General features: G+C 40.3%; 18 protein-coding genes and 1 other annotated feature. All 18 genes read right to left on the minus strand.

Annotation, left to right across the window (positions count from 1 at the left end):
* Position 1: 1 nt before the first annotated feature.
* The 18 genes from dnaG to mutM all read right to left on the minus strand — a co-directional run bounded on the left by dnaG (position 2) and on the right by mutM (position 20,701).
* Positions 2 to 1,762, minus strand: a complete 1,761-nt coding sequence (gene dnaG, locus ACN076_RS07520; protein ID WP_420789753.1) for a DNA primase — start codon at positions 1,760 to 1,762, stop codon at positions 2 to 4.
* 89 nt (positions 1,763 to 1,851) lie between these two features.
* Positions 1,852 to 2,610, minus strand: coding sequence for an ABC transporter ATP-binding protein (locus ACN076_RS07525; protein ID WP_153193302.1), 759 nt, complete (start codon positions 2,608 to 2,610; stop codon positions 1,852 to 1,854).
* The gene (locus tag ACN076_RS07530) at positions 2,607 to 3,473 is read right to left on the minus strand and encodes an ABC transporter permease (protein WP_153193301.1); all 867 of its coding nucleotides are present in this window, start codon (positions 3,471 to 3,473) and stop codon (positions 2,607 to 2,609) included. Before ACN076_RS07530 ends, ACN076_RS07525 begins: the two co-directional genes overlap by 4 nt.
* 75 nt (positions 3,474 to 3,548) lie before the next feature.
* On the minus strand, positions 3,549 to 4,544 hold the full coding sequence (gene trpX, locus ACN076_RS07535; RefSeq protein WP_420789754.1) for a tryptophan ABC transporter substrate-binding protein: 996 nt from the start codon (positions 4,542 to 4,544) through the stop codon (positions 3,549 to 3,551).
* A gap of 265 nt (positions 4,545 to 4,809) precedes the next feature.
* Positions 4,810 to 5,027 (minus strand) — a binding site (T-box leader).
* Between the two features lie 96 nt (positions 5,028 to 5,123).
* Positions 5,124 to 7,820: a phosphoenolpyruvate carboxylase gene (gene ppc, locus ACN076_RS07540; protein WP_101782212.1), complete on the minus strand. Its 2,697-nt coding sequence runs from the start codon at positions 7,818 to 7,820 to the stop codon at positions 5,124 to 5,126.
* A gap of 24 nt (positions 7,821 to 7,844) precedes the next feature.
* Positions 7,845 to 9,068, minus strand: a complete 1,224-nt coding sequence (gene ftsW / locus ACN076_RS07545; RefSeq protein WP_420789755.1) for a cell division peptidoglycan polymerase FtsW — start codon at positions 9,066 to 9,068, stop codon at positions 7,845 to 7,847.
* Between the two features lie 161 nt (positions 9,069 to 9,229).
* Positions 9,230 to 10,168 carry a peptidylprolyl isomerase PrsA gene (gene prsA / locus ACN076_RS07550; protein WP_420789756.1) on the minus strand — a complete coding sequence of 313 codons (939 nt, stop codon included), beginning with the start codon at positions 10,166 to 10,168 and terminating at the stop codon, positions 9,230 to 9,232.
* A 66-nt stretch (positions 10,169 to 10,234) separates the two neighbouring features.
* Positions 10,235 to 10,948, minus strand: coding sequence for an O-methyltransferase (locus tag ACN076_RS07555; protein WP_414304239.1), 714 nt, complete (start codon positions 10,946 to 10,948; stop codon positions 10,235 to 10,237).
* Between the two features lies 1 nt (position 10,949).
* Entirely contained in the window at positions 10,950 to 12,752 is a 1,803-nt protein-coding gene (gene pepF, locus ACN076_RS07560; RefSeq protein WP_420789757.1) for an oligoendopeptidase F, read from the minus strand.
* A gap of 18 nt (positions 12,753 to 12,770) precedes the next feature.
* Entirely contained in the window at positions 12,771 to 13,724 is a 954-nt protein-coding gene (locus tag ACN076_RS07565) for a competence protein CoiA (protein ID WP_420789758.1), read from the minus strand.
* Between the two features lie 178 nt (positions 13,725 to 13,902).
* On the minus strand, positions 13,903 to 14,763 hold the full coding sequence (gene tehB, locus ACN076_RS07570; protein ID WP_049543521.1) for an SAM-dependent methyltransferase TehB: 861 nt from the start codon (positions 14,761 to 14,763) through the stop codon (positions 13,903 to 13,905).
* A gap of 15 nt (positions 14,764 to 14,778) precedes the next feature.
* Positions 14,779 to 15,246, minus strand: a complete 468-nt coding sequence (smpB, locus tag ACN076_RS07575) for an SsrA-binding protein SmpB (RefSeq protein ID WP_001051750.1) — start codon at positions 15,244 to 15,246, stop codon at positions 14,779 to 14,781.
* Complete coding sequence (gene rnr, locus ACN076_RS07580; protein ID WP_420789759.1) at positions 15,209 to 17,563, minus strand: ribonuclease R; 2,355 nt, start codon at positions 17,561 to 17,563, stop codon at positions 15,209 to 15,211. Before rnr ends, smpB begins: the two co-directional genes overlap by 38 nt.
* Before the next feature lie 100 nt (positions 17,564 to 17,663).
* Positions 17,664 to 17,897, minus strand: a complete 234-nt coding sequence (gene secG, locus ACN076_RS07585; RefSeq protein ID WP_000282517.1) for a preprotein translocase subunit SecG — start codon at positions 17,895 to 17,897, stop codon at positions 17,664 to 17,666.
* Between the two features lie 39 nt (positions 17,898 to 17,936).
* A complete protein-coding gene (rpmG, locus tag ACN076_RS07590) occupies positions 17,937 to 18,086 on the minus strand; it encodes a 50S ribosomal protein L33 (protein WP_001809104.1) in 150 nt (49 codons plus the stop codon).
* Positions 18,086 to 19,285 carry a multidrug efflux MFS transporter gene (locus ACN076_RS07595; protein ID WP_420789760.1) on the minus strand — a complete coding sequence of 400 codons (1,200 nt, stop codon included), beginning with the start codon at positions 19,283 to 19,285 and terminating at the stop codon, positions 18,086 to 18,088. The genes rpmG and ACN076_RS07595 overlap by 1 nt, the downstream gene beginning before the upstream one ends.
* On the minus strand, positions 19,272 to 19,877 hold the full coding sequence (gene coaE, locus ACN076_RS07600; RefSeq protein WP_420789761.1) for a dephospho-CoA kinase: 606 nt from the start codon (positions 19,875 to 19,877) through the stop codon (positions 19,272 to 19,274). Before coaE ends, ACN076_RS07595 begins: the two co-directional genes overlap by 14 nt.
* The gene (gene mutM / locus ACN076_RS07605) at positions 19,877 to 20,701 is read right to left on the minus strand and encodes a DNA-formamidopyrimidine glycosylase (protein ID WP_420789762.1); all 825 of its coding nucleotides are present in this window, start codon (positions 20,699 to 20,701) and stop codon (positions 19,877 to 19,879) included. Before mutM ends, coaE begins: the two co-directional genes overlap by 1 nt.
* Positions 20,702 to 20,743: the final 42 nt, after the last annotated feature.

Raw genomic sequence — 20,743 nt, forward strand, 5'->3', positions numbered from 1 at the left:
ATTACTCCATTCTTCTCTTTTGGGAAATTAAACGTTCCAATTCTTCTAAGGCTGTGTCGATATCTCCTACATGGCTAGCTTCCTGCACCTTCTTTTTGATTCTCATATTATCCTGATTCAAGAGAGCCTTGTTTCGAGTCATTTCTACTTCACTAAGTTCCTGAGGTGACATCTCAGCAGGTAAATCCTGAGCTAAAACTTGGTACCAAGCTCTTTCAACTTCCTCTGTCTGTTCTGCTAGAACTTCTGGAGGAAGATTTCCATACTGGCCAAGCAAGTCATATAAAACCTGAAATTCAGGTGTATCAAATGAAAAGTCTTCTCGCAAACGGTAATCATTCAAAATAAGGGGAGATTCCATCATTCGATAAAGTAGATGGGCTTCTGCCCTCATAATAGCCGATAACTGCTTGGTAACAGGCATAGTGATTTGCGTCGGTCTGGAAATTCCTTCCATGCGATTCTGCCTTTGTGCCTGACGGCTTTCATTAACAATCTGCTCAATCTGGGCATAATCAAAGGATGCCAGACTGTCAGCTAAAATATGAATATAGCTGTTTTGAGCAGTGATAGACTTTTCTTGAACAATCAAGGGAGCTATTTTTTCAATAAACTCAATCTGAGCCTGCAAATTTTCACTATTTTCAGGCTTATACTGGTGAATGTAGAACTCAATCGGACTAATACGAGTTTTCGTTAATAGATAGGCCAAGTCTTCTGGACCATTTTTTTGTAGATATTCATCTGGATCCAAGTTATCAGGCATGCTGACGATTTGCACAGGCATATCACCAATTTCGTCCAGCGCTTTCAATGTCGCAGCTTGCCCAGCCTTATCGCCATCGTAAACAAGAACCAACTTCTTAGTTAGCCTTTTCAGATGCTCAACATGCTCACGACTCAAGGCCGTTCCCATGGATGCCACAGCGTTTTCGATTCCAGTCCGATAGGCTGCAATGACATCCATGAATCCTTCCATCAGGTAAATCTCACTGGTTTTACCAGAAGATTTTTTTGCCCTATCCATATGATATAATTCGTAACTTTTGTTAAAAATTGCAGTCGATCGGCTATTTTTATACTTAGAAGTTTGTGAATCCGTTTTCTGCCAGATACGACCTGAGAAGGCAATAACCTTTCCTTGGTCATTTGTTAAGGGAAACATAATGCGATTGTGAAAGGTGTCTACAAATTGATTTGCATCTGAGAGGTAAAACAGTCCTGAATCTAGGAAATCCTCATCACGATACTGACCAGACAAACGTTGATAGAGATAGTTTCGTTCTGGAGGTGCTAAACCAATCCGAAAATGCTTGAGCACTTCATCTGTCAAACCACGCTGATAAAGGTAGTTTCTGGCCTCTTCGCCCATGGTCGTTGTCATGAGAATAGCATGATAAAATTTGGCAGCATCTTCATGCATATCATAAAGAGCTTGGTGGGGTGAAGCTGGCTTTTGTTCACTATAAAGCGGTTTTTCAACCTCAATTCCAACACGCTGACCTAAGATTTGGACAGCTTCCATAAAGGGAACACCCTGGTACTCCTCGATGAATTTAAAGACATCACCCGAGCGACCACAACCAAAACAGTGGTAAAACTGCTTGTCCTCTACAACGTTGAAAGAAGGTGTTTTTTCACCATGAAAAGGACAGAGCCCTAGATAGTTCCGTCCTGCCTTTTGTAAAGAAATCACATCTCCTATGACTTCCACAATGTTGGCATTGTTTTTGATTTCTTCAATGACTTGTTTGTCAACCATACACAATACCTCCATGTTATCATAGTTTACTTTATATAGTATACTTTATTTCAGAAAAAAAGTAAACCATTTCACTCATTTTCCCTACTTTATTCAAAGAGTTGATAATAATCAGAGATTTTCATTTTTGCTTTTTCTTCTTGGTTCAAATCTTGGATAATTCGTCCTTCTTTCATGACAATCAAGCGATTGCCATATTTGAGAGCATCTTCCATATGATGGGTAATCATAAGTGCTGTCAACTGATCATTCTTGACAAATTCATCTGTCAATTCCATCAAGGCCACACTGGTCTTTGGATCAAGGGCCGCAGTATGCTCGTCCAACAAGAGTAATTCAGGACGCTTCAAGGTTGCCATCAAGAGGCTCAAGGCCTGTCTTTGTCCACCTGATAAAAACTCAATCGGTGTATTCAAGTGTTTCTCAAGACCATTTCCTACTTTTTCAATAGTTGCCTGAAATTCATCCTTATAGCTAGCCAGACGTCTTGGTAACAGTCCACGTTTTTCACCACGAAACTTGGCAATCAAAAGATTTTCAGCCACTGTCATACGAGGAGCTGTCCCCATCTTTGGATCTTGGAAAACACGAGACAGATACTTGGCACGCTTCTCGGGTGAAAACTTGGTAACATCTTCACCCAAAATACGGATGGTTCCACTGGTTAAGGACAAGGTTCCTGCAATAGTGTTAAAGAGGGTCGATTTACCAGCGCCATTTCCACCCAAAATCGTGATAAAATCCTGTTCAAAAATTTCTAAGGAAACATCATTTAAAATAATCTTTTCTTCATCAAAGCCATTTTTAACGACTTTGGTTGCATTTTTTAATTCTACAATTGCTGTCATTTGCTTAATTTGGCTCCTTTCAAGATGGTTTGCTTAAATGTTGGAATCATGAGGCAGACTGCTAAAATCACTGCACTGTATAGACGAAGGTAACTTGTGTTAAAGCCAAGCGCGATAACTGCCCATACTAAGAATTGATAGGCAATAGAACCTACAACGATGGCAAGCAGACGCTCTGCCAAACTCAGACTCTTGAAAATAACTTCTCCAATAATCAAACTTGCAAGTCCCACAACGATAACCCCGATTCCTCGAGATACATCGGCATAGCCTTCTTGCTGGGCAATAAGAGCTCCTGCAAGGGCAATCACACCATTGGATAAGACCAAGCCCATGAGCTCCATGCGCCCAGTATGAATTCCGAAACTTCTAGCCATATCAGGATTGTCACCTGTAGCAATATAGGCTTGTCCGAGTTTGGTGTCCAAGAAAAAGAGCATGAGAGCAATGACAAGACTGACAAAGATAAGACCTATCAAGAGTTGGTTCAAGTCTGAATCAAAAGGTAAGACATCCTGGATTTGCTTAGTTCCAAGCAGTCCTAAATTCGCACGTCCCATAATCAAGAGCATGATAGAGTGACAAGAAGTCATCACCAAAATCCCTGAAAGTAAAGTCGGAATCTTCCCTTTTGTATAAAGAAGCCCTGCTGCCATTCCAGCCAAACAACCTGCTCCTACAGCAACAAGTGTCGCTAAAAAGGGATTTACACCTTTGGTTATCAGAGTGACAGCAACAGCTCCCCCAAGAGGGAAGGAACCTTCTGTCGTCATATCTGGAAAGTTTAAAATCCTAAATGTCATAAAGATTCCCAGACCTAAAATAGCCCAGACAAATCCTTGAGAAATAATAGATAATATCATCTGTTTCTTAACCTTTTCTATATGATTTCTATTGTAAAAAATTGGAGGAGATGTCCCCAACTCCTCCATTGTAGATTATTCAATCACTTGTCCTGCTTCTTTTAGAACAGATTCAGGAATAGTAATACCTAGTTCTTGTGCCAATTTTTTATTGATTACTGACTTACCAGTTGAAAAGACATTGACTGGTGTATCAGCTGGTTTTGCACCTTTCAAAACTTGCGCAATCATTTTACCAGTTGCCACACCAAGATCATGTTGGTCAACTACAACGGATGCCAAACCACCTGCTTCTACCATGGCAGTTGCGCTTGGGTAGATTGGTTTTTTAGCTGATTGGTTGCTTGATACAACAGTTGAGAAGGCTGAAGCAATTGTGTTATCAATTGGAACCCAGATAGCATCGACCTTGCTAGTCATAACGTTAACTGTTGAAGCAATTTCATTTGTTGAAGGAACTGCAAATGTTTCGACTGTCAAACCTGCTTTTTCAGCATAAGCTTTAAATTCTTCTACCTGTGTTTTTGAATTGTCTTCACTACTTGAGTAAAGAGCACCGATTGTTTTCACATTTGGTGTCAGAGCCTTGATGAGTTCAACTTGTTGTTGAGCTGGGTTGTGGTCAGATACCCCTGTAATGTTGCCACCTGGTTTTTTCAAATCTTTAACCAAGTTAGCACCGATTGGGTCTGTAATAGCAGCCATGATAACAGGTATATCTTTTGTTGCACTAGCCAAACCTTGAGCAGCTGGTGTTGCGATACCAACCACAAGGTCATTCCCATTTGCAACCAATTGTTTACTCATTGTCGCAACCTTACTTTGGTCACCTTCTGAGTTCATAAAGTCAATCTTCAACTGGTCATCTTTATAACCTTCTTCTGCAAGTCCATCTTGAATCCCTTTATAAATCAAGTCAAGAGATGGATGGCTCACAAACTGAAGGACACCAACTTTGGCAACTTTCTTCTCATTCTTAGCTTCTGGTTTATTCATTGAAGAGTAAATCAAGCTTCCTGCTACTAAGACTGCTAATGCAGCGATAATTCCAATTAAACGTTTATTTTTCATTCTATTTCTCCTTTTTTATTCCTTTAAAATACTTCACTTATCTAATAATCTTCGAAAATCTCTTCAAACCTCTTCAGCTTCACTTTGCCGTAGCTATGGTTACTGACTTCGTCAGTTCTATCCACAACCTCAAAGCAGTGCTTTGAGCAACCTGTGGCTAGCTTCCTAGTTTGTACTTTGATTTTCATTGAGTATAAACAAGCGACGCCATCGTTTTCTTTCCATACTAACCTCCATCAAAAAAAGTCCTCACACAAAAAACTTGTGTGAGGACGTCAATACGCGGTACCACCTCAATTATAGGGAATTTCCCTATCGCTCTGTCTCGCAATAACGAGATGCACTGTAAGGTGTGCTCACCGAATTTTTATGATTTCAAATTCTAAATAACATTCAGCCCAATTTTCATCATCACCACTTATCTGTTTTCAGCTACCACAGACTCTCTAAAAAGTTTATATGATTACTTTTCTGAATGGTTAAATTATATCATTTTTCAACTACTTGTCAAGACTCTTTTAGCATTTTTTTGAACTATTCAAAAACTTCCCCTATAGAAAAGAGGAAGTTTGATAGGTATCAGCCTGAATTACGCAATCCTGTCGCAATTCCGTTGATGGTTGTATGGATTAATTTTTCTTGATCGCTTGATAATTCTCCTCGGCGTTGACGTTTAATCAACTCCAACTGGATATAGTTAAGGATATTAAAGTAAGGCATACGGTAATCCAAACTTGCTTTTAGATATGGATTTTCAGCCAAGAGTTCATCATAACCTTCGATAGCCAAGATGACTTCCTTGGTAACTTGCCATTCATTTAAAATAGTCTCATAGATTGCTTTTACTTGATCATCTTCACAAAGTTTAGCATATTCAAAAGCAATATTCATATTTGATTTTGACAAGACCATGTCTACATTTGAAAGAAGTGACTGGAAGAAAGGCCAATTTTGGTACATATCTCGTAGGATAGCGATATTTTCTGGATTTTTATCAATAAATTCTTTGAAACTTGATCCGACACCATACCAGCCAGGGAACATGACACGGCTTTGTGACCATGAGAATACCCAAGGAATAGCTCGCAAACCACCGATTTCAGTAATCGTCTTACGAGCGGCTGGACGAGAACCAATATTAAAGCTTGAAATAGCCTTGATTGGACTTGACTCGAAGAAATAATCATAGAAATGGTCATTACCAAAGACCAAATCACGGTAGATATCGTAACTACGGTCCACTACTTGGTCCATAATGGCTTCATAACGATTTGATGTATTGGTATCGCTCTTCTTCTGAGTAATCATACGGTTAATGGCTGCTGAAACAAGCATTTCAAGATTATAGTAGGCTGCGTCTTTGTTACCGTATTTATTCCCAATTACTTCACCCTGCTCCGTCAAACGGATACGATCCTTGATTGACTTGAGCGGTTGAGAGGTGATGGCTTCATAGGTTGGTCCACCACCACGACCGACAGTCCCACCACGGCCATGGAAGAAGGTAACCTTAACGCCAAATTCATCTCCAATAGCAGTCAATTGTTGTTGAGCCTTGTAGAGAGTCCAACATGATGAAAGATAACCACCATCTTTATTACTATCAGAGTAACCAAGCATGATTTCTTGATAGTTATTACGTGAAGCAATCCATTTCTTAGCAAGAGGAAGAGAAAGGTATTCTCTCATGGTTTCTTCTGAGTGGTCCAAGTCCTCGATTGTTTCAAAGAGAGGAACGATTTGGACACGGGCTCTTTCTTTATCAACTAACCCTACTTCTTTTAGCAAGATAGCCAATTCCAACATGTCTGATACGCTGGTTGCATGTGAAATGATAGTCTGACGAATGACATCATCACCCAACTTATCTTTCAACTTACGAGCAGCCTTAAAGATTGCTAATTCTTTTTCAAGTAACTCTGATTTTTCAACGTGAGTGGCAGAAAGAATACGTGGATCTTCTTCCAATTCTTTCAAGAGAAGTTGGCATTTTTCTTCTTCACTTAGTTCACTATAATGCGAATGAATACCTGCTGATTTCAAGAGCTCAGCTACACAGGCTTCGTGAACACTAGAATCTTGACGCATGTCAATAGATGCCAAATAGAAACCAAAAATTTCAACTGCCTGAATCAACTCAACAAAATCACCAGAAATCAGTGCTTCACCCTTATTTTCCAAGAGGGAATCACGAATAGTAATTAAATCCTTATAAAAATCATTGGCCGTTTCATAGCGAGCCCCAACTTCCTTATCCTCAATCAGATAGGTTTTTGTTGCTTGGATTTTTGATTGAATATCAAACAAGGCACGGCGGTAAAGCTCTTTTTCACGGTAAATAGAGTTATCCTTAGATTGACGAGCCATTTCTCTGACTTGCTTGCTTACATTGACAATACTAGTTGAGAGGGAGAATTCACGATAAAGTTGGTAAATCTTTTCATCATAGTAGTTCATGATGACTTCACACTGAGTCATAGCAGATTGTTTCAAGGTATCTGCTGTAACAAAAGGATTCCCATCACGGTCTCCACCAATCCACATTCCCATGGTAATTGGTTTAGGATGTTTCAACTCCAAGCCGTGTTTTTTAGCCAGACGCTTGTACTCAGCAGTCAAATGAGGAACAGCTTTCAGGAATGAACTATTGTAGTATTCCATAACATTCGTAATTTCATTGGTTACTTTCAATTTCTTTTCACGAATCATATCTGTCTGCATGATAATCTCAATGTAACGACGGAGATCATTATGCCATTTTTCCTTATTAATCAAACCTAATTTCACATCACGGTACTTACGCAAGAGGGTATGGATATGGTTAGTCAAATCCAACATACTCTTACGTTGCACTTGTGTTGGATGGGCTGTCAAAACAGGGACAACATTCAAGTGTTCTAGAATTTCAACCGCATTTTCTTTTTCTGCAACCATTTTGATCGTTGCTGATAATTTACCAAGATAATCTTGATCGATATTATTTTGATGGTTGATTTCATAGGCCAAATCCACGTCTTCTGAAATATTAATCAAAAGAGGCAAGATAGAGAAATAGCGTGAAATATAAGCCATTTCATCATTTGTCAAACTGGTAACTAATTGATTCAAACCTTGATAATCTTCTTGAGTTGACAATTCCTTCAACTGTATGATTTTTTCAAAAGTCTCTGGGGCAAGCATGTTTTTAGTAATATCTTCTAACAATTCTGTTAAAATCAATACTTCTTCTTGTATAACAGCTTTATTACTATAGTTTTCTAATTTTTGAAGAGACATAGGTAATCCTTTCCACTCTCAGCTCTACATATAGTTTGATGAGTGAGCTTCTAACTCCTCATATAATTGGGCACGTTTTTCACTTGCATCAATATTTAAGACAAAGGCGATGGCTACAGACAAGACTAGGAGACTGTTCCCTCCTTGCGATAAGAAGGGGAAGGTTACTCCTGTCGAGGGAATAATACCAGAAATTCCACCGATATTGACAAAGACCTGTACCAACATCATCCCCCCAACCCCAATCGCCATCATAGAATTAAAGGGATTCTTAGCACGAATTCCTACTAGGATAATTCGCAAAATCAGGAAAAAGACAAGTGCCAAAATCAAACTGGCTCCCACAAATCCAAACTCTTCAATGACAATTGAAAATACAAAGTCTGTATGGGCCTCTGGTAAATAACCACGTTTTTCTATTGAATTTCCTAAGCCTAAACCAAACCATCCACCATTTACCATAGCAAAGTAGGAATTTGCAAGTTGGTGACCAGCTCCTGCCAAATCAGCAAAGGGATTAAAGTAGGCACTGAAACGCTTGGCCACGTAACCAAATACTGGAACTTTTGAAAACTTATCAACCCCAATTACAGAAATAGCTGATAGAGATAGGGCTGAAACTCCAAACAATACACCGATAAAGACTATAAACCAACGATGAGCAATCCCACTAACTGTATACATAATCAAGGCGACCAGCGCTAGGATTGTAGCATTCCCCAAATCTGGGAAAATAGCAAGGCTCCCAATCAGTACAAAGAGAACAAAGCGCCAGTCATTAAACGCACGAGGAAGCCACTGATTCTGTGTCAAAACTTGAAAATCATAAATAGCTATATCCTCTTGTTGTTTGGAAAATCTGTTTGCTAAATACCAAATAATAATAATTTTCAAGTATTCGGCTGGCTGAATTGTCAAAGGTCCTACAGAAATCCAGCCATAGGCTCCATTGACAGGAATACCAATCAAACGAGCCAAAACTAAAAGAATCAGCTCAACGAACATAACGATAAATAAAAGACGTTCATTTCTTAAAAAATTCAGTCTCAACTTATATATCAAGGCAATCAGTATCAAACTAAATATCCAAAATAGTCCCTGACTTCGGACCAATTGCAGTGCACTTTGGCCTTCTTGAATTAAAATAGCACTGGTTGTCGAATAAACCACAATCAAGCCCAGAATAGATAAAAGTAAGTAAGGAACTAGAATAGAATAATTTAATAGGTGCCTTTTACTAATCTTCATAGTATCACCAATCTAATGAGAACAACACAATTGCTTCCCAAATTCCGTTTGTTTTCTAGTTTTGATTGCTATTATACCATTTTTTCCGAAAGAAAAAAACTCTTATCCATCAGATAGACCATTTTTGTCATAAGAAAAAGAGCACTTGGCTCTTTTCTGTTTTATTCTTTTGATGAACTACTTGAGCTTGAATCTCCACCACCGATATATTGGGTAAAGATATTTTGGAAGGCTTGGTCCTTAACCTTGATATTGGCTGCTTGCAATTCTTTTCCGATAATGCTTTGAACAAATGTTGAATCATTTTGTTTTTGAGTCAAGATAACAGTTTTTAATTTTTCTTTGTAGTCATCAATATTAGATGATTTTTCTGTTTTCTTAATGAGTTTCACAATGTAATATTGGCTGCTGTAGGCTTGTGTTCCAGTAACACTAATCACATCAGAAACTCCATTTACATCTAATGCAAAAGTTGCTTTCTTAACTTGATCTGGTACTTCTGTTGAAGCAGAATCAAAGGTGATTTCTCCACCATTCGCCTTAGTTTTCTCATCAGTTGAGTTATCTTTGGCTAATTGAGCAAAGTCTGCATCACTAGCTTTAGCTTTTTCAAGAATTTCTTTGGCCTTGTCTTCATTGTCCAAACGGATAATTTGAGCCGTTACATCTGGAGTGTACTCGTCAAAGGCCTTCTTGTAAGCATCATCCGTCAATTCAGCTTCTGCTGCTTTTTTAACTGCCAACTCAACCAATTTACTTGTACGAATTTGCGCTTTACGTGTTTCAAGAGTCATACCTGCTTGTGACAAGACACGTTGGTAGTTCTCACCATATTGTTTCTCTTCTTCGGCAATAGTATCATTGACTTCTTTGTCATCTACTTCAGAACCGTATTGTTTCTCAAATACTTTTTGGATGGTCATGTTCAACAAGACTTGTTGAGCTGAAGGGTTGCTTTTCACTTGCTCATAAAATTGATGTTCTGTGATGACATCCCCTTTCATGCTGATAAGGTCTGCACCTTCTGAACCTTTGGAACAAGCTGCTAAAGTTGCTACTGATAATAGTGTAATGGCACCTGCCAATAGTTTTTTCTTCATGTCTACTCCTTTGAGATAAGTGTTACCCTATCTATTTTACTATATTTTCTTAAATTATTCTGAAAATCATTCGCTAACAGGCAATTGAACGTCTGCTACATTTTTACGAAGCATGAGAATGCCGTCCCCTAAAGGTACTAATGTTGCAGTGAGTCCTGGATTGTCTAAGGTTGCATCAAATAGTCTTTGAAGTCCTCTGTAAATGGTTCGCTGGCCACGACGGACTTCCATAATATCCTTAGCAACATCACCACCTTGAAAAATATCATCCAAAACAACCACACCACCAACTTCCAAGTGTTTGAGGATTTCTGGCAGAAAGACGATGTATTTAGACTTGGCTGAATCCATAAAGACGAAATCATAGGACTCTGTCAAGGTTGATAAGACATCTACCGCATCTCCTTCTAGGAGTGTGATTTGCTTACGACTGTCAAACTTGGCAAAATTTTCCTTGGCAAAACCAATCATTTCTGGATTGCGGTCAATGGTTGTAATCTTGGCATTTGGCGCATGTTCTGCCATCAAGAGGGCTGAAAAACCGATAGCCGTCCCTATTTCCAGAATGTTTTTAGGTTGTATGGTTTCCATGAGAAAACGGAAATAAGCAACCGTTTCATGGGGAATAATGGGAATATTTTCCTTGCGGGCAAAGTCTTCCAATTCTTTCAAAGATCCTGTGACTTGCTTTTGGCGCTGACGCATCAAGTCTACAATTTCTTCCTTGACGACAGGGCGACGCATGTTATGGTTGGCATTCTTACTATACGATTCAACCATCTTATGCCAATCCCAATTTTTCAACAAGGGCTTCAAACTCATTCAAACGACGTTCAAAGACTGCAAAGGCATCATTGAGATAGTCTTCCTTCTCCATATCAACACCAGCTTTTCTCATGACATTAAGTGGATAGTCAGACTTACCTGCCTTGAGATAGTCGATATAGCGGTCACGGTCTTCTTGACTACCATGGACAATCTTTTCAGCCAAGGCTGAGGCTGCTGCAAAGCCTGTTGAATATTGGTATACATAGTAGTTATAGTAGAAGTGTGGAATTCGGGCCCACTCGTATTGGATTTCAGGATTGTCTTCCTTACTCAAACCATAATACTCTTGGTTCAAGTCTGCGTAGAGTTTATTTAGGAAATCACTGGTCAAGACTTCCCCATTTTGATCCGCTTGGTGAATAGCGTGTTCAAACTCAGCGAATTGAGTTTGACGGAAAACTGTTCCACGGAAACCATCTAGGAAGTTATTAAGAATAGCAAAGCGCGTTGCGTCGTCTTCCACTTCTTCCAATAATTTCTCCGTCAAGATATTTTCATTGGTCGTTGATGCAATCTCTGCCAAAAAGATAGAATAATCTCCGTAAACATAAGGCTGCGTTTCACGAGTATAGCTTGAGTGCATACTGTGGCCTGTTTCATGAACAAGGGTAAAGAGATTGTCCAGATTGTCCTGCCAGTTAAGAAGCATAAAGGCATTGGTATCATAAGAACCACCTGAGTAGGCACCTGAACGCTTGCCTTGGTTTTCGTAAACATCAATCCAACGTTCGCTGAAGGCACGTTTAACACGGCTCAAGTAATCCTCACCCAAGACTGCCAAAGCATCTTCTGCCTTTTTCAAGGCTTCTTGGTAAGTAAAACTGTATTCAACAGATGAAAGCGGTGTGTAGACATCGTACATCTTGAGGTCTGAAATCCCCAAGATTTTAGAACGAAGCTTAAGATAACGATGCAAGAGTGGCAAATGCTTGCGAACTGCTGCTACCAAATTGTCATAAACACTCTCTGGAACAAAATTCGCCGCTAGGGCTGCATGACGAGCACTCTTATAGTTGCGAACTTTGGCACGGTAGTTTTGCACTTTAACATTGGTTTGCAAGGTTTTGGCATAGGTGTGTTGGAATTGTTCATAAGTCGCATAAAGAGCTTGATAGGCACCACGACGCACCTCACGATTTTTAGACTCCATCAAACGTGTGTAAGTTCCATGAGATAGCTGAACTTCCTTACCATCATCGTCAAGGACATAAGGGAATACAATATCCGCATTGTCCAAGATAGCGAAGGTTTCACTTGCCGAACCAAAGATTTCTCCAGCTCCAGCTAATAGCTCTTCTTCACGTTGTGAAAGAACATGGTCCTTGCCTTGCAATAGCTTGTCAAAATAGTGTTGATAAACCTGCAATTTTGGTTGAGACTCTAAAAAGTCAGCATACTGCTTTTCACTAATCTCCATAAATTCAGGTTCATAGAATGAAAAGGCTTGGTCTAGCTGGCTGTATAGAGTCATTGCCTTGGCGTAGTACTCTTGATACTTGGCTTCACGCGTGTCTTGGTCATTTTTCATATGAGCATAAACGTAAAGTTTCTCCATCTGGCGTTCCATTTCAAGTGAATATTCAGTAATTTCAAGTAAACTATCAGCACTATCTAACAAATGACCTGCAAAACGAGCAACTGTCTCTAATTTATCTGTTAAAACTTGTAAGGCTTCTTCCCAAGCCTGATCTGTTTGATAGATCGTTGATAGATCCCATTTATCTTTTTTATTTATTTCTTGTCGTTGTAATACCATTAGATTCCTCCATCCTTTCTATTTTACCATATTTTTCAAGAAATATTGCTGATAAAAGGCTGGTGGATAAAGCTTTTGCCAATCATTTTGAGAATTTTCTCGGTAATAGGTTTGAAAATACTGATAATAGCGAATCAAATCTTGCTCAATTTGGCAAAAATCGCCTACTAGTGGTCGAATTTGTGGATACCATTCTTTTAGTCCATAAGTCAGGAGATTTTCTCCCTTCTGATAGGCTTCTGCTTGTTCTTTCATCCAAAAAGGATTTTTATAATACAGTTGTTGCCGGATATAGCGACAGATGTCCTTGTCCTGGGAAACGGTAAAATGCGATATTTTTTGTTTCTTATAGGGAAGACGTAATATCTCCAGTAGACTACCGTGACCATAGGGAAATTCCTTAATCTGATAATGGAGTTTACCTCGGAGATCTTGGTGAATCAGGTATTTGAGTCTTAAAACTTGCTTTTCACTGTCTAATTCCCAAACATAAAATCCCATATTTTGACTGAAGTATAGAAAACCTTGTTGCAGACGAGTCAACCGCTCCTTGAGCCAAAGTTTTTCCCCCAGCAACCACAGTACTTGGTAACCCTGACTACGATAGCCCTCACTTCGCTCTTTAAGAAGTTTTTGCGGCAAGGGACTACACTGAACTTCTAGAGCAAGATGACCATTTACAAATAGATCTGCAATCTGTTTAAGATCTGGAAGAGGGTATTCTAATTGTACTCCTGTCTCTTTTTTCAACCAGTGATAAAGGGATTCCTTATTTGCCAGGTGTTCTGGACTTTCATTTTCAAAGGAATAATCGCAGTCTTTTAGGGATTTATGAGCAAAATGGGTCCTTACACTTGATCCTTGACGCAAACGGAGCTGACCTCCACAAGCTGGGCAAGTGTATTCTTCCTTCTCAAGCTCACCCTCTAACACATTTACCAGCTGTCCCCTAGCATTTCTCGCAACAAACATGATTTCCCTCCTTTTCTATATTATTCGCAAAAAAGAAAAAAGATCAGGATATTCTCCTAATCTCTATTCATGTTTATACTCAATGAAAATCAAAAAGCAAACTAGGAAGCTAGCCGCAAGCTGTACTTGAGTACGGTAAAGCGACGCTGACGTGGTTTGAAGAGATTTTCGAAGAGTATTATTTGATTTTTTTAGCTAGCATGGTCGCAAATCGTAGTTGAATACGATTGCCATTCTCATCACGACGGTGAAGATGGCCTGGATTTTCATTGTACTTAACCAATTCCCAGTCCTTGTAATAGTCTGCCAGTTCCCCTTCCTTAAAAGTAAATGGGAAGTTCACTGAGCAAGGATAGTCCTCCGTATCCATGGCACAAACGATAAGATTGTAGCCACCAACAGTGGTTTTATCCTGCATGTTTTTGATAATTGCAGGAATGCGATCTGCTTGCAGAAACATCAAAACAACTGTCGATATGATGAAATCATAGTCTTGCCCAATGCTAGCTGAATTGATATCGTAAAGACCAACAGGCATATCCAGGTCTTCCTGCTCAACAATGCTTTGCAAGATTTCAAGAGATAATTCATTTTGATCTACAGCTGTAACATCAAAACCATTCTGTGCAAGAAAGAGAGAGTTACGGCCCTGACCACAGCCCAAATCCAAGGCTTTTCCTGGTTTTACTGTCTGCATTGCCTCTAGTACCTCTGAATGAACCGGATTGGTATTGTATTTCTTAGGGAAATAATCCTCAGGTTTACAATAAAATTCTAAATACCATTCTACATCATCTGTTACAGCCTCCACTCGGTGCCAGGCTTGTGGTTGTGCCATGGGATTCTCAGCCCCTGCTTCAAAGAGGTGCTCAGCTAAAACCTCACCATATTCTGTCAATTCAATAAACTTGAGAGTTCCCTTCAAAACAGTAATTTTCCCCCAAGTCCCAACCTTGGTATTGTGTTTCTGCTGAACAGCCTCTGGCATGGTTTCTTTAGTCCACAAAGGCATACGTTTATAGGCAACTAGTTTTTCCATCTTCATTTCCTCTTTTTATCGCTGATTAACAGCTTTCATAACACGCGCGATGTCGCGGTTTTGCTCACGTCGTTTGATAGACTCCCGTTTATCATAGTCATGCTTCCCTTTAGCTAAACCTAAAAGGAGTTTAGCGTAACCATCTTTGATATAGACCTTAAGGGGAACCAGGGTCATTCCTGTTCCTTTAGTCTCTTGTTCTAATTTTTGGATTTGTTTCTTATGGAGCAGGAGTTTACGACGACGTTCTGGTTCTTGGTTCCAGATATTGCCCTCTTCGTAAGGAGCAATATGAACATTGCTCAACCAGACCTCCCCATTTTTTACTTGGGCAAAGCCATCCTTGAGATTGATTCGAGCAGCTCGTACACTCTTGATTTCAGTTCCTGTCAGGACCATCCCTGCCTCTAGCGTATCTACGATTGTATAGTCGTGGCGCGCCTTTTTATTTTGTGCGACGACCTTTCCCTCGCCCTTTGCCATGCTTAGCTCCTTTCTTAGCTACTTCCTTATAAAAAGGATTCTTTCCTTTTTTCTTCTTGTCTTTTTGTGAATGCTTGCGCTTATCATTTGAGCGTCCTGATTTTCTCTTATCTTCCTTCTTATCTGAACGACGATTTGAACCACGCCCTCTGTCTTTGCAACCAGCTTGTTTCAAGCCTTTTTCAATCACATCAAACTCACTTGGGATGTAAGAAAAGTCAATTTCACCCGTCATCTTGTCGGCTCTTTCAACTCGGATACGGATTTGCTGACCTACACGGAAGGTTGTACCCGATTTCTCCCCAAGCAGGGTCAAATCACGTTCATTGAAATGATAAAATTCAGGTAGATTAGTGATGTGAATCAAGCCCTCAACTGTATTCGGCAATTCAACAAAGAGACCAAACTTGACAATACTTGATACAACCGCATCGTATTCTTCGCCTACGTATTCTTCCATATACTCAGCCTTTTTCATGGCTTCGACTTCACGCTCAGCCTCAATGGCACGACGTTCACGGTTGGAAGACTGGGTCGCAATCTCTGGAATCACTTGTTCAAAATGCTCTGCTATTTCCTTAGAACGACCGTAATCACGAATCATACGGTGAACAAGAAGGTCTGGATAACGACGAATCGGACTAGTAAAGTGAGTGTAGTAATCTGCTGCTAATCCATAGTGACCGTGATTATGCTCCGAATAGCGAGCCTGCTGCATGGAGCGAAGAAGCATCATAGACAATACATCCGCATAAGGCTCTCCCTCAACAGTACGCATGATGTCTTGGAGGGCCTCCTGGCTAATCTCGCTGGCAGTCCCATAAATGCGCAAGCCAAAGCTCGAAGCATAATCAATAAACTTCTGAACTTTTTCAGCCTTAGGCTCCTCATGGATACGATAAATGAAAGGTAGATCCAGCTTACTAAAATGCTCAGCAACTGTTTCATTGGCCATCAGCATAAAGGACTCGATCATCCGCTCGGCAACACCACGCTGACGAAGAACGATATCAACAGGCTTACCTTGTTTATCCACTAAAATCTTGGCTTCATTGGTATCGAAATTGAGAGCTCCACGTTTCACACGCATGTTTTCTAGAGTTTCATGAAGCTTGGCCATAAGTTCGATACTAGGAACAATTTTCTGATATTCTTGTCGCTTTTCCTCGTCGCCAGCTAGGATATCATTGACATCACTATAGGTCATACGGAAGCTTGTCTTGATAACTGTTTGTGTAATGGTGTAATTGACCACACGACCATGTTTATCAATCTCCATAATGGCAGACTGGGTCAGGCGGTCAACTTGAGGATTGAGGGAGCAAATTCCATTAGACAGTCGTTCTGGAAGCATTGGAACCACACGGTCTGTCACATAGACAGAAGTCGCACGGTTAAGGGCTTCCTTGTCAAGGGCAGAACCCTCGGTCACATAGTAGGAAACGTCTGCTATGTGAACTCCAAGCTCCAGATTGCCATTTTTCAATTCCTTGATATGCACTGCATCGTCCAAGTCCTTGGCATCTGCACCGTCAATGGTAAAGGTAATCTCATCTCTCAAGTCCAGACGACCTTCCATATCCTTTTGAGACAGAGCATCAGGCACACTTTCTGCCTCCTTGACAACAGCTTCTGGAAACTCGGATACAATGTCCATAGACTCCAAAACCTCAAGAACATCAATTCCGACATCTGTTGAGTACCCCACCACATCGAGGACACTAGCGACAAAGAAATCATGTTTCTTGCTTGGGTATTTATCGATAAAGACCTTGAGAACTTCGGTTCCCTCGAGTTTAAGGGCTGGTTTCTTAACATAGATCGGTTGACTGATTTTCTGATTTTTCGAACGGATGTAACCCGCATACTTGGGTTTTTCCTGATCTAGAACGATTTGGCCAACAACAGTTGTCAAACTGTGTTCTAAGATATCGATAATTTTTGCTTCCGCTGCTGTTCCCTTATTGCGATCAGCGACTTTTTTGATGACGACCTCAACTGTATCACCATCAATAGCATAGTTGACATCGTTTTTTCCTACAAAAAGGTCGTCCTCCTCGTCTTCCAGACTAACAAAGCCAAAGCCATTTTTATGAGCATGAAAAATCCCCTTGAGAGTAATCTCGTGTTTTTTCTTAACTTCCAAGGTCAGACTTCCATCTTCTTCAAAGCGAATCTGGTGTTTTCTTTCCATTAAGGACAAGGTTTTAATCAACTCACGAAAATCCTTGGAACCGTCTTTTCCCAAAGCCTGAGCTAAGTCATTGACAGTTACCTTTCCCTTGTCTTGTAAATATTCTTTTATTCTATCTTTCATATTTTCTTTCTAGATTTTTTATTTTCTTTTACTGTAAAACCTTCTTACACATCCTTTAAAAATAAAAAGAGGCAAAGACCTAGTCCTGCCCATTATTTTCTTATCTACTTGATAATACCGTCAATGCTAAGGCAATAGCTAGCCAGAAAAAGACTAAAATCCCTGTCAAACGCTGCATTACAGCTTCAAAACCGCGTGCTTTACTGCGTTCAAACAAATCACCTGAGCTGGCATCAAATACATTGCTGGATTGGTTTTTGGTTGGTTGCATGAAAATCGCAATCACAATCACAACAGATAATACTAATAAAATGGTTAATAATAGGTTATACATATCAAACTCCTTAAAATCCTTATTATTTTACCATAAAATCTACTTAGATTCAAGATGTAGGGTTACTTTTCTTTCCTTGGGACAATACTTTAAAACCTCAATCTTGTCTGGATGGGTTTTTGAATTTTTACTAGTTAGGTAATTGATACTGCCACAAGAGGAGCATTTGAGATTAATTTTTACTCGCACTAGATTTCCTTTACTTTTAATAATGTTCGAAATTGAAGCAGGTTAAAGAGACAACTAAAGGCAACACAAAGGCTTGTCGCATAAAAGACTGCATGGTAGCCAAATTGACCTGCTACTGCAGAACCTGCCATGGGACCAACGACACCGCCCAGATAAAAGAATACCTGATTAAAGGCAAAGAACCTCGAAATACCAGCTTTGGGCGTCATCTTGCTGAGAAGGGCATTAACCCCGGGAATCAAGGCACCGGTTCCCAAGCCAAAGAGGAAACGATAGAGTCCTAGTTGAAGCGGACTAGAGGCATTGGCACAGAGGAGATAGATGATAACTGAATAAAACTGGGCTACAATCAAGAGGCGATGGTTGCCCACCTTATCACCTAGCTTGCCCATAACTCCTGCACTCATCATGCTGGAAAAGCCCATACTGGATACAATCAAACCAGACACAAAGAGAAGATTTTCTGTCTGACCTAAGTCGCGTACATACAGAGCTAAGATAGGGCCGATTGATTGGGCTGAAAATTGGATGACAAAACTGGTCAGAAAGAGGTTGACCAAGAGATAGGGATATTTAACTGATGTAAATAATTCCTTTGTTGGAATGGCCTTTTCCTTGGCTACTGGTTGAAAATCTTCCTTGATAAAGCAAATAGTCAAAACAGCAGCTAAGAATAGAAAACTACCAACCAGTAAGAAAACAGTACGAATGCCAAATAATTCTGCGATAAATCCCCCGATAAAGGGACCAGTTAGAGTACCTGCAACTACGCCTGTAGACAAAGTACCTAAGGCAGTTCCTGATTTCTCCTTGGGAACCTGACTGGCTATAAGGGCCGTTGCATTGGGAACAAAACCAGCAAATACACCGTTTAGTAAACGAAGAAAGATTAACCAATAGATATTTGGGACAAAGGCCAAGCCTCCCATAGTGATAGTCATGGCCAGGCCAGCCCGAATCATCATGGGTTTTCGACCGTATTTATCAGCAAGGATGCCCCAGATAGGAGAGAAAAGTGCTGCAGAAATGGCAGAGACAGAAATAGCTAATCCTGCATAAAAAGCAGCTTGATCACTCCCTACACCTAGATTTTCCACAAAGATGGGCATAAAAGGCACAACTAAGGAAATACTGGCTCCTGTCAGAAAATTACCAAACCAGGCAATGCGCAGATTATCCTTCCAGTTAATCTCTGTCATCTTGCTTACCTCCCTCAAGCAGGGAGAACACCTGAGTAAGAAGCTGGTCCTGATTTCCATTGTTGTTTAAAACATGGCTGACCAAATCTTTCTTTTTCTCTGAAGGCCACTGGGCTGCCAGACGAAACTCAGCTTCATCTTTGGACAAGTGGTCCCTTTTCATTAAGCGTTCTACTTGGACATCTCGGTCCACATAGACCAACCAAGTCTCATCAAACCAAGCACTGTAGTCCTGCTCAAAAAGTAGGGGAATATCCATGAAGAAAATCTCTTCTGTCTGAGCAAACTGGTCTCTCAACGTAGCTAGTTCCTCACGGATAATCTCTCCTTGAGTTATCCTAGACCATTCCCGTTCTTCAGGATTTGAAAAGATAAGACTAGCTAGGAGAGGGCGATTAAGTTCTCCGTTTTCAAGGATGATTTCTTGCCCAAAGTGCTGGACTAGAGCCTCAAACAAACGACCACTAGGTTTCTGTAGTTGGTGAACAAGAGCGTCGGCATCCACCACTTGAAATCCTTGCTTTCTTAGAAAATTTGTCACGGTTGACTTACCAGAGGCAATTCCCCCAGTGATTCCGATGATTTTTCCCATCAGCTCCTCCTTTGACACTGAGGACAAAAGTGAGTTCCTCGTCCGCCTAGTTGGATTTTCTCAATGATGGTGCCACAACGTGAACATTCTTGACCAGCCTTGTCATAGACTTGATGAAAATCCTGCATGGTTCCATCTTCCCCAAAGGCATTGGTATAGGTCCGAATGGTGGAACCACCTTTTTCAACAGCCTGGCCCAATACAGCAATGGTCTGGTCATGAATGGCAGTCGCTTCTGCTGATGTCAAAGTCTGGGAAGGTCTTGCTGGATGAACCTGAGCTCGCCAGAGAACCTCATCCACATAGATATTGCCAAGGCCAGCTACTAAGATTTGGTCTAATAAGTGAGATTTGATAGGCTTTTTGGACTTGGCAAGGGCAGATTGAAAGACCTGCAAATCAAAATCCTGCTCTCTTGGTTCAGGCCCTAATTTTTTAGAAATAAAGTAGGCATCTAAAAGGTCAGGAGACAAGAGTTCCATAGTACCAAACTTGCGTACATCCTCATAAACAAGCGTTCCACCGTCCTCAAACTGAAAGAAAACATGGGCATGCTTGCGTTCAGGTACTTGGTCTGGATAGTAAAAATACTTGCCCTCCATCCGCAGATGCGAAATCAAGACCTTGTCTGTCAGATAAAAAAGCAAATATTTACCACGACGTCCCATTGACTCAACAACTTGACCAGACACTTCCTTTCGAAACTCGTCCAAATCCATCTTAATCATCTTGGGATAGCGAATATCAATGCTAGAAATCTTCTTACCCAGAATCAATTTTTCTAAACCACGACGAACCGTTTCAACCTCTGGTAATTCAGGCATAAGTCCTCCTTCTGTAAAAACAAGAAGCAGGCATGAGCCCAC

Origin of the sequence: Streptococcus sp. K0074, assembly GCF_048843365.1 — a bacterium.
Lineage (GTDB): Bacteria > Bacillota > Bacilli > Lactobacillales > Streptococcaceae > Streptococcus > Streptococcus mitis_BM.

What these genes read in the sequence shown, in the direction of transcription:
- ACN076_RS07555 (WP_414304239.1), bottom strand. Translation starts at nt 10,948, where the DNA reads ATGGTTGAATCGTATAGTAAGAATGCCAACCATAACATGCGTCGCCCT.
- coaE (WP_420789761.1), bottom strand. Translation starts at nt 19,877, where the DNA reads ATGGGAAAAATCATCGGAATCACTGGGGGAATTGCCTCTGGTAAGTCA.
- mutM (WP_420789762.1), bottom strand. Translation starts at nt 20,701, where the DNA reads ATGCCTGAATTACCAGAGGTTGAAACGGTTCGTCGTGGTTTAGAAAAA.
- ACN076_RS07525 (WP_153193302.1), bottom strand. Translation starts at nt 2,610, where the DNA reads ATGACAGCAATTGTAGAATTAAAAAATGCAACCAAAGTCGTTAAAAAT.
- prsA (WP_420789756.1), bottom strand. Translation starts at nt 10,168, where the DNA reads ATGAAGAAAAAACTATTGGCAGGTGCCATTACACTATTATCAGTAGCA.
- rnr (WP_420789759.1), bottom strand. Translation starts at nt 17,563, where the DNA reads ATGAAAGATAGAATAAAAGAATATTTACAAGACAAGGGAAAGGTAACT.
- ACN076_RS07565 (WP_420789758.1), bottom strand. Translation starts at nt 13,724, where the DNA reads ATGTTTGTTGCGAGAAATGCTAGGGGACAGCTGGTAAATGTGTTAGAG.
- pepF (WP_420789757.1), bottom strand. Translation starts at nt 12,752, where the DNA reads ATGGTATTACAACGACAAGAAATAAATAAAAAAGATAAATGGGATCTA.
- ACN076_RS07595 (WP_420789760.1), bottom strand. Translation starts at nt 19,285, where the DNA reads ATGACAGAGATTAACTGGAAGGATAATCTGCGCATTGCCTGGTTTGGT.
- smpB (WP_001051750.1), bottom strand. Translation starts at nt 15,246, where the DNA reads ATGGCAAAGGGCGAGGGAAAGGTCGTCGCACAAAATAAAAAGGCGCGC.
- ACN076_RS07530 (WP_153193301.1), bottom strand. Translation starts at nt 3,473, where the DNA reads ATGATATTATCTATTATTTCTCAAGGATTTGTCTGGGCTATTTTAGGT.
- ftsW (WP_420789755.1), bottom strand. Translation starts at nt 9,068, where the DNA reads ATGAAGATTAGTAAAAGGCACCTATTAAATTATTCTATTCTAGTTCCT.
- trpX (WP_420789754.1), bottom strand. Translation starts at nt 4,544, where the DNA reads ATGAAAAATAAACGTTTAATTGGAATTATCGCTGCATTAGCAGTCTTA.
- dnaG (WP_420789753.1), bottom strand. Translation starts at nt 1,762, where the DNA reads ATGGTTGACAAACAAGTCATTGAAGAAATCAAAAACAATGCCAACATT.
- ppc (WP_101782212.1), bottom strand. Translation starts at nt 7,820, where the DNA reads ATGTCTCTTCAAAAATTAGAAAACTATAGTAATAAAGCTGTTATACAA.
- tehB (WP_049543521.1), bottom strand. Translation starts at nt 14,763, where the DNA reads ATGGAAAAACTAGTTGCCTATAAACGTATGCCTTTGTGGACTAAAGAA.
- secG (WP_000282517.1), bottom strand. Translation starts at nt 17,897, where the DNA reads ATGTATAACCTATTATTAACCATTTTATTAGTATTATCTGTTGTGATT.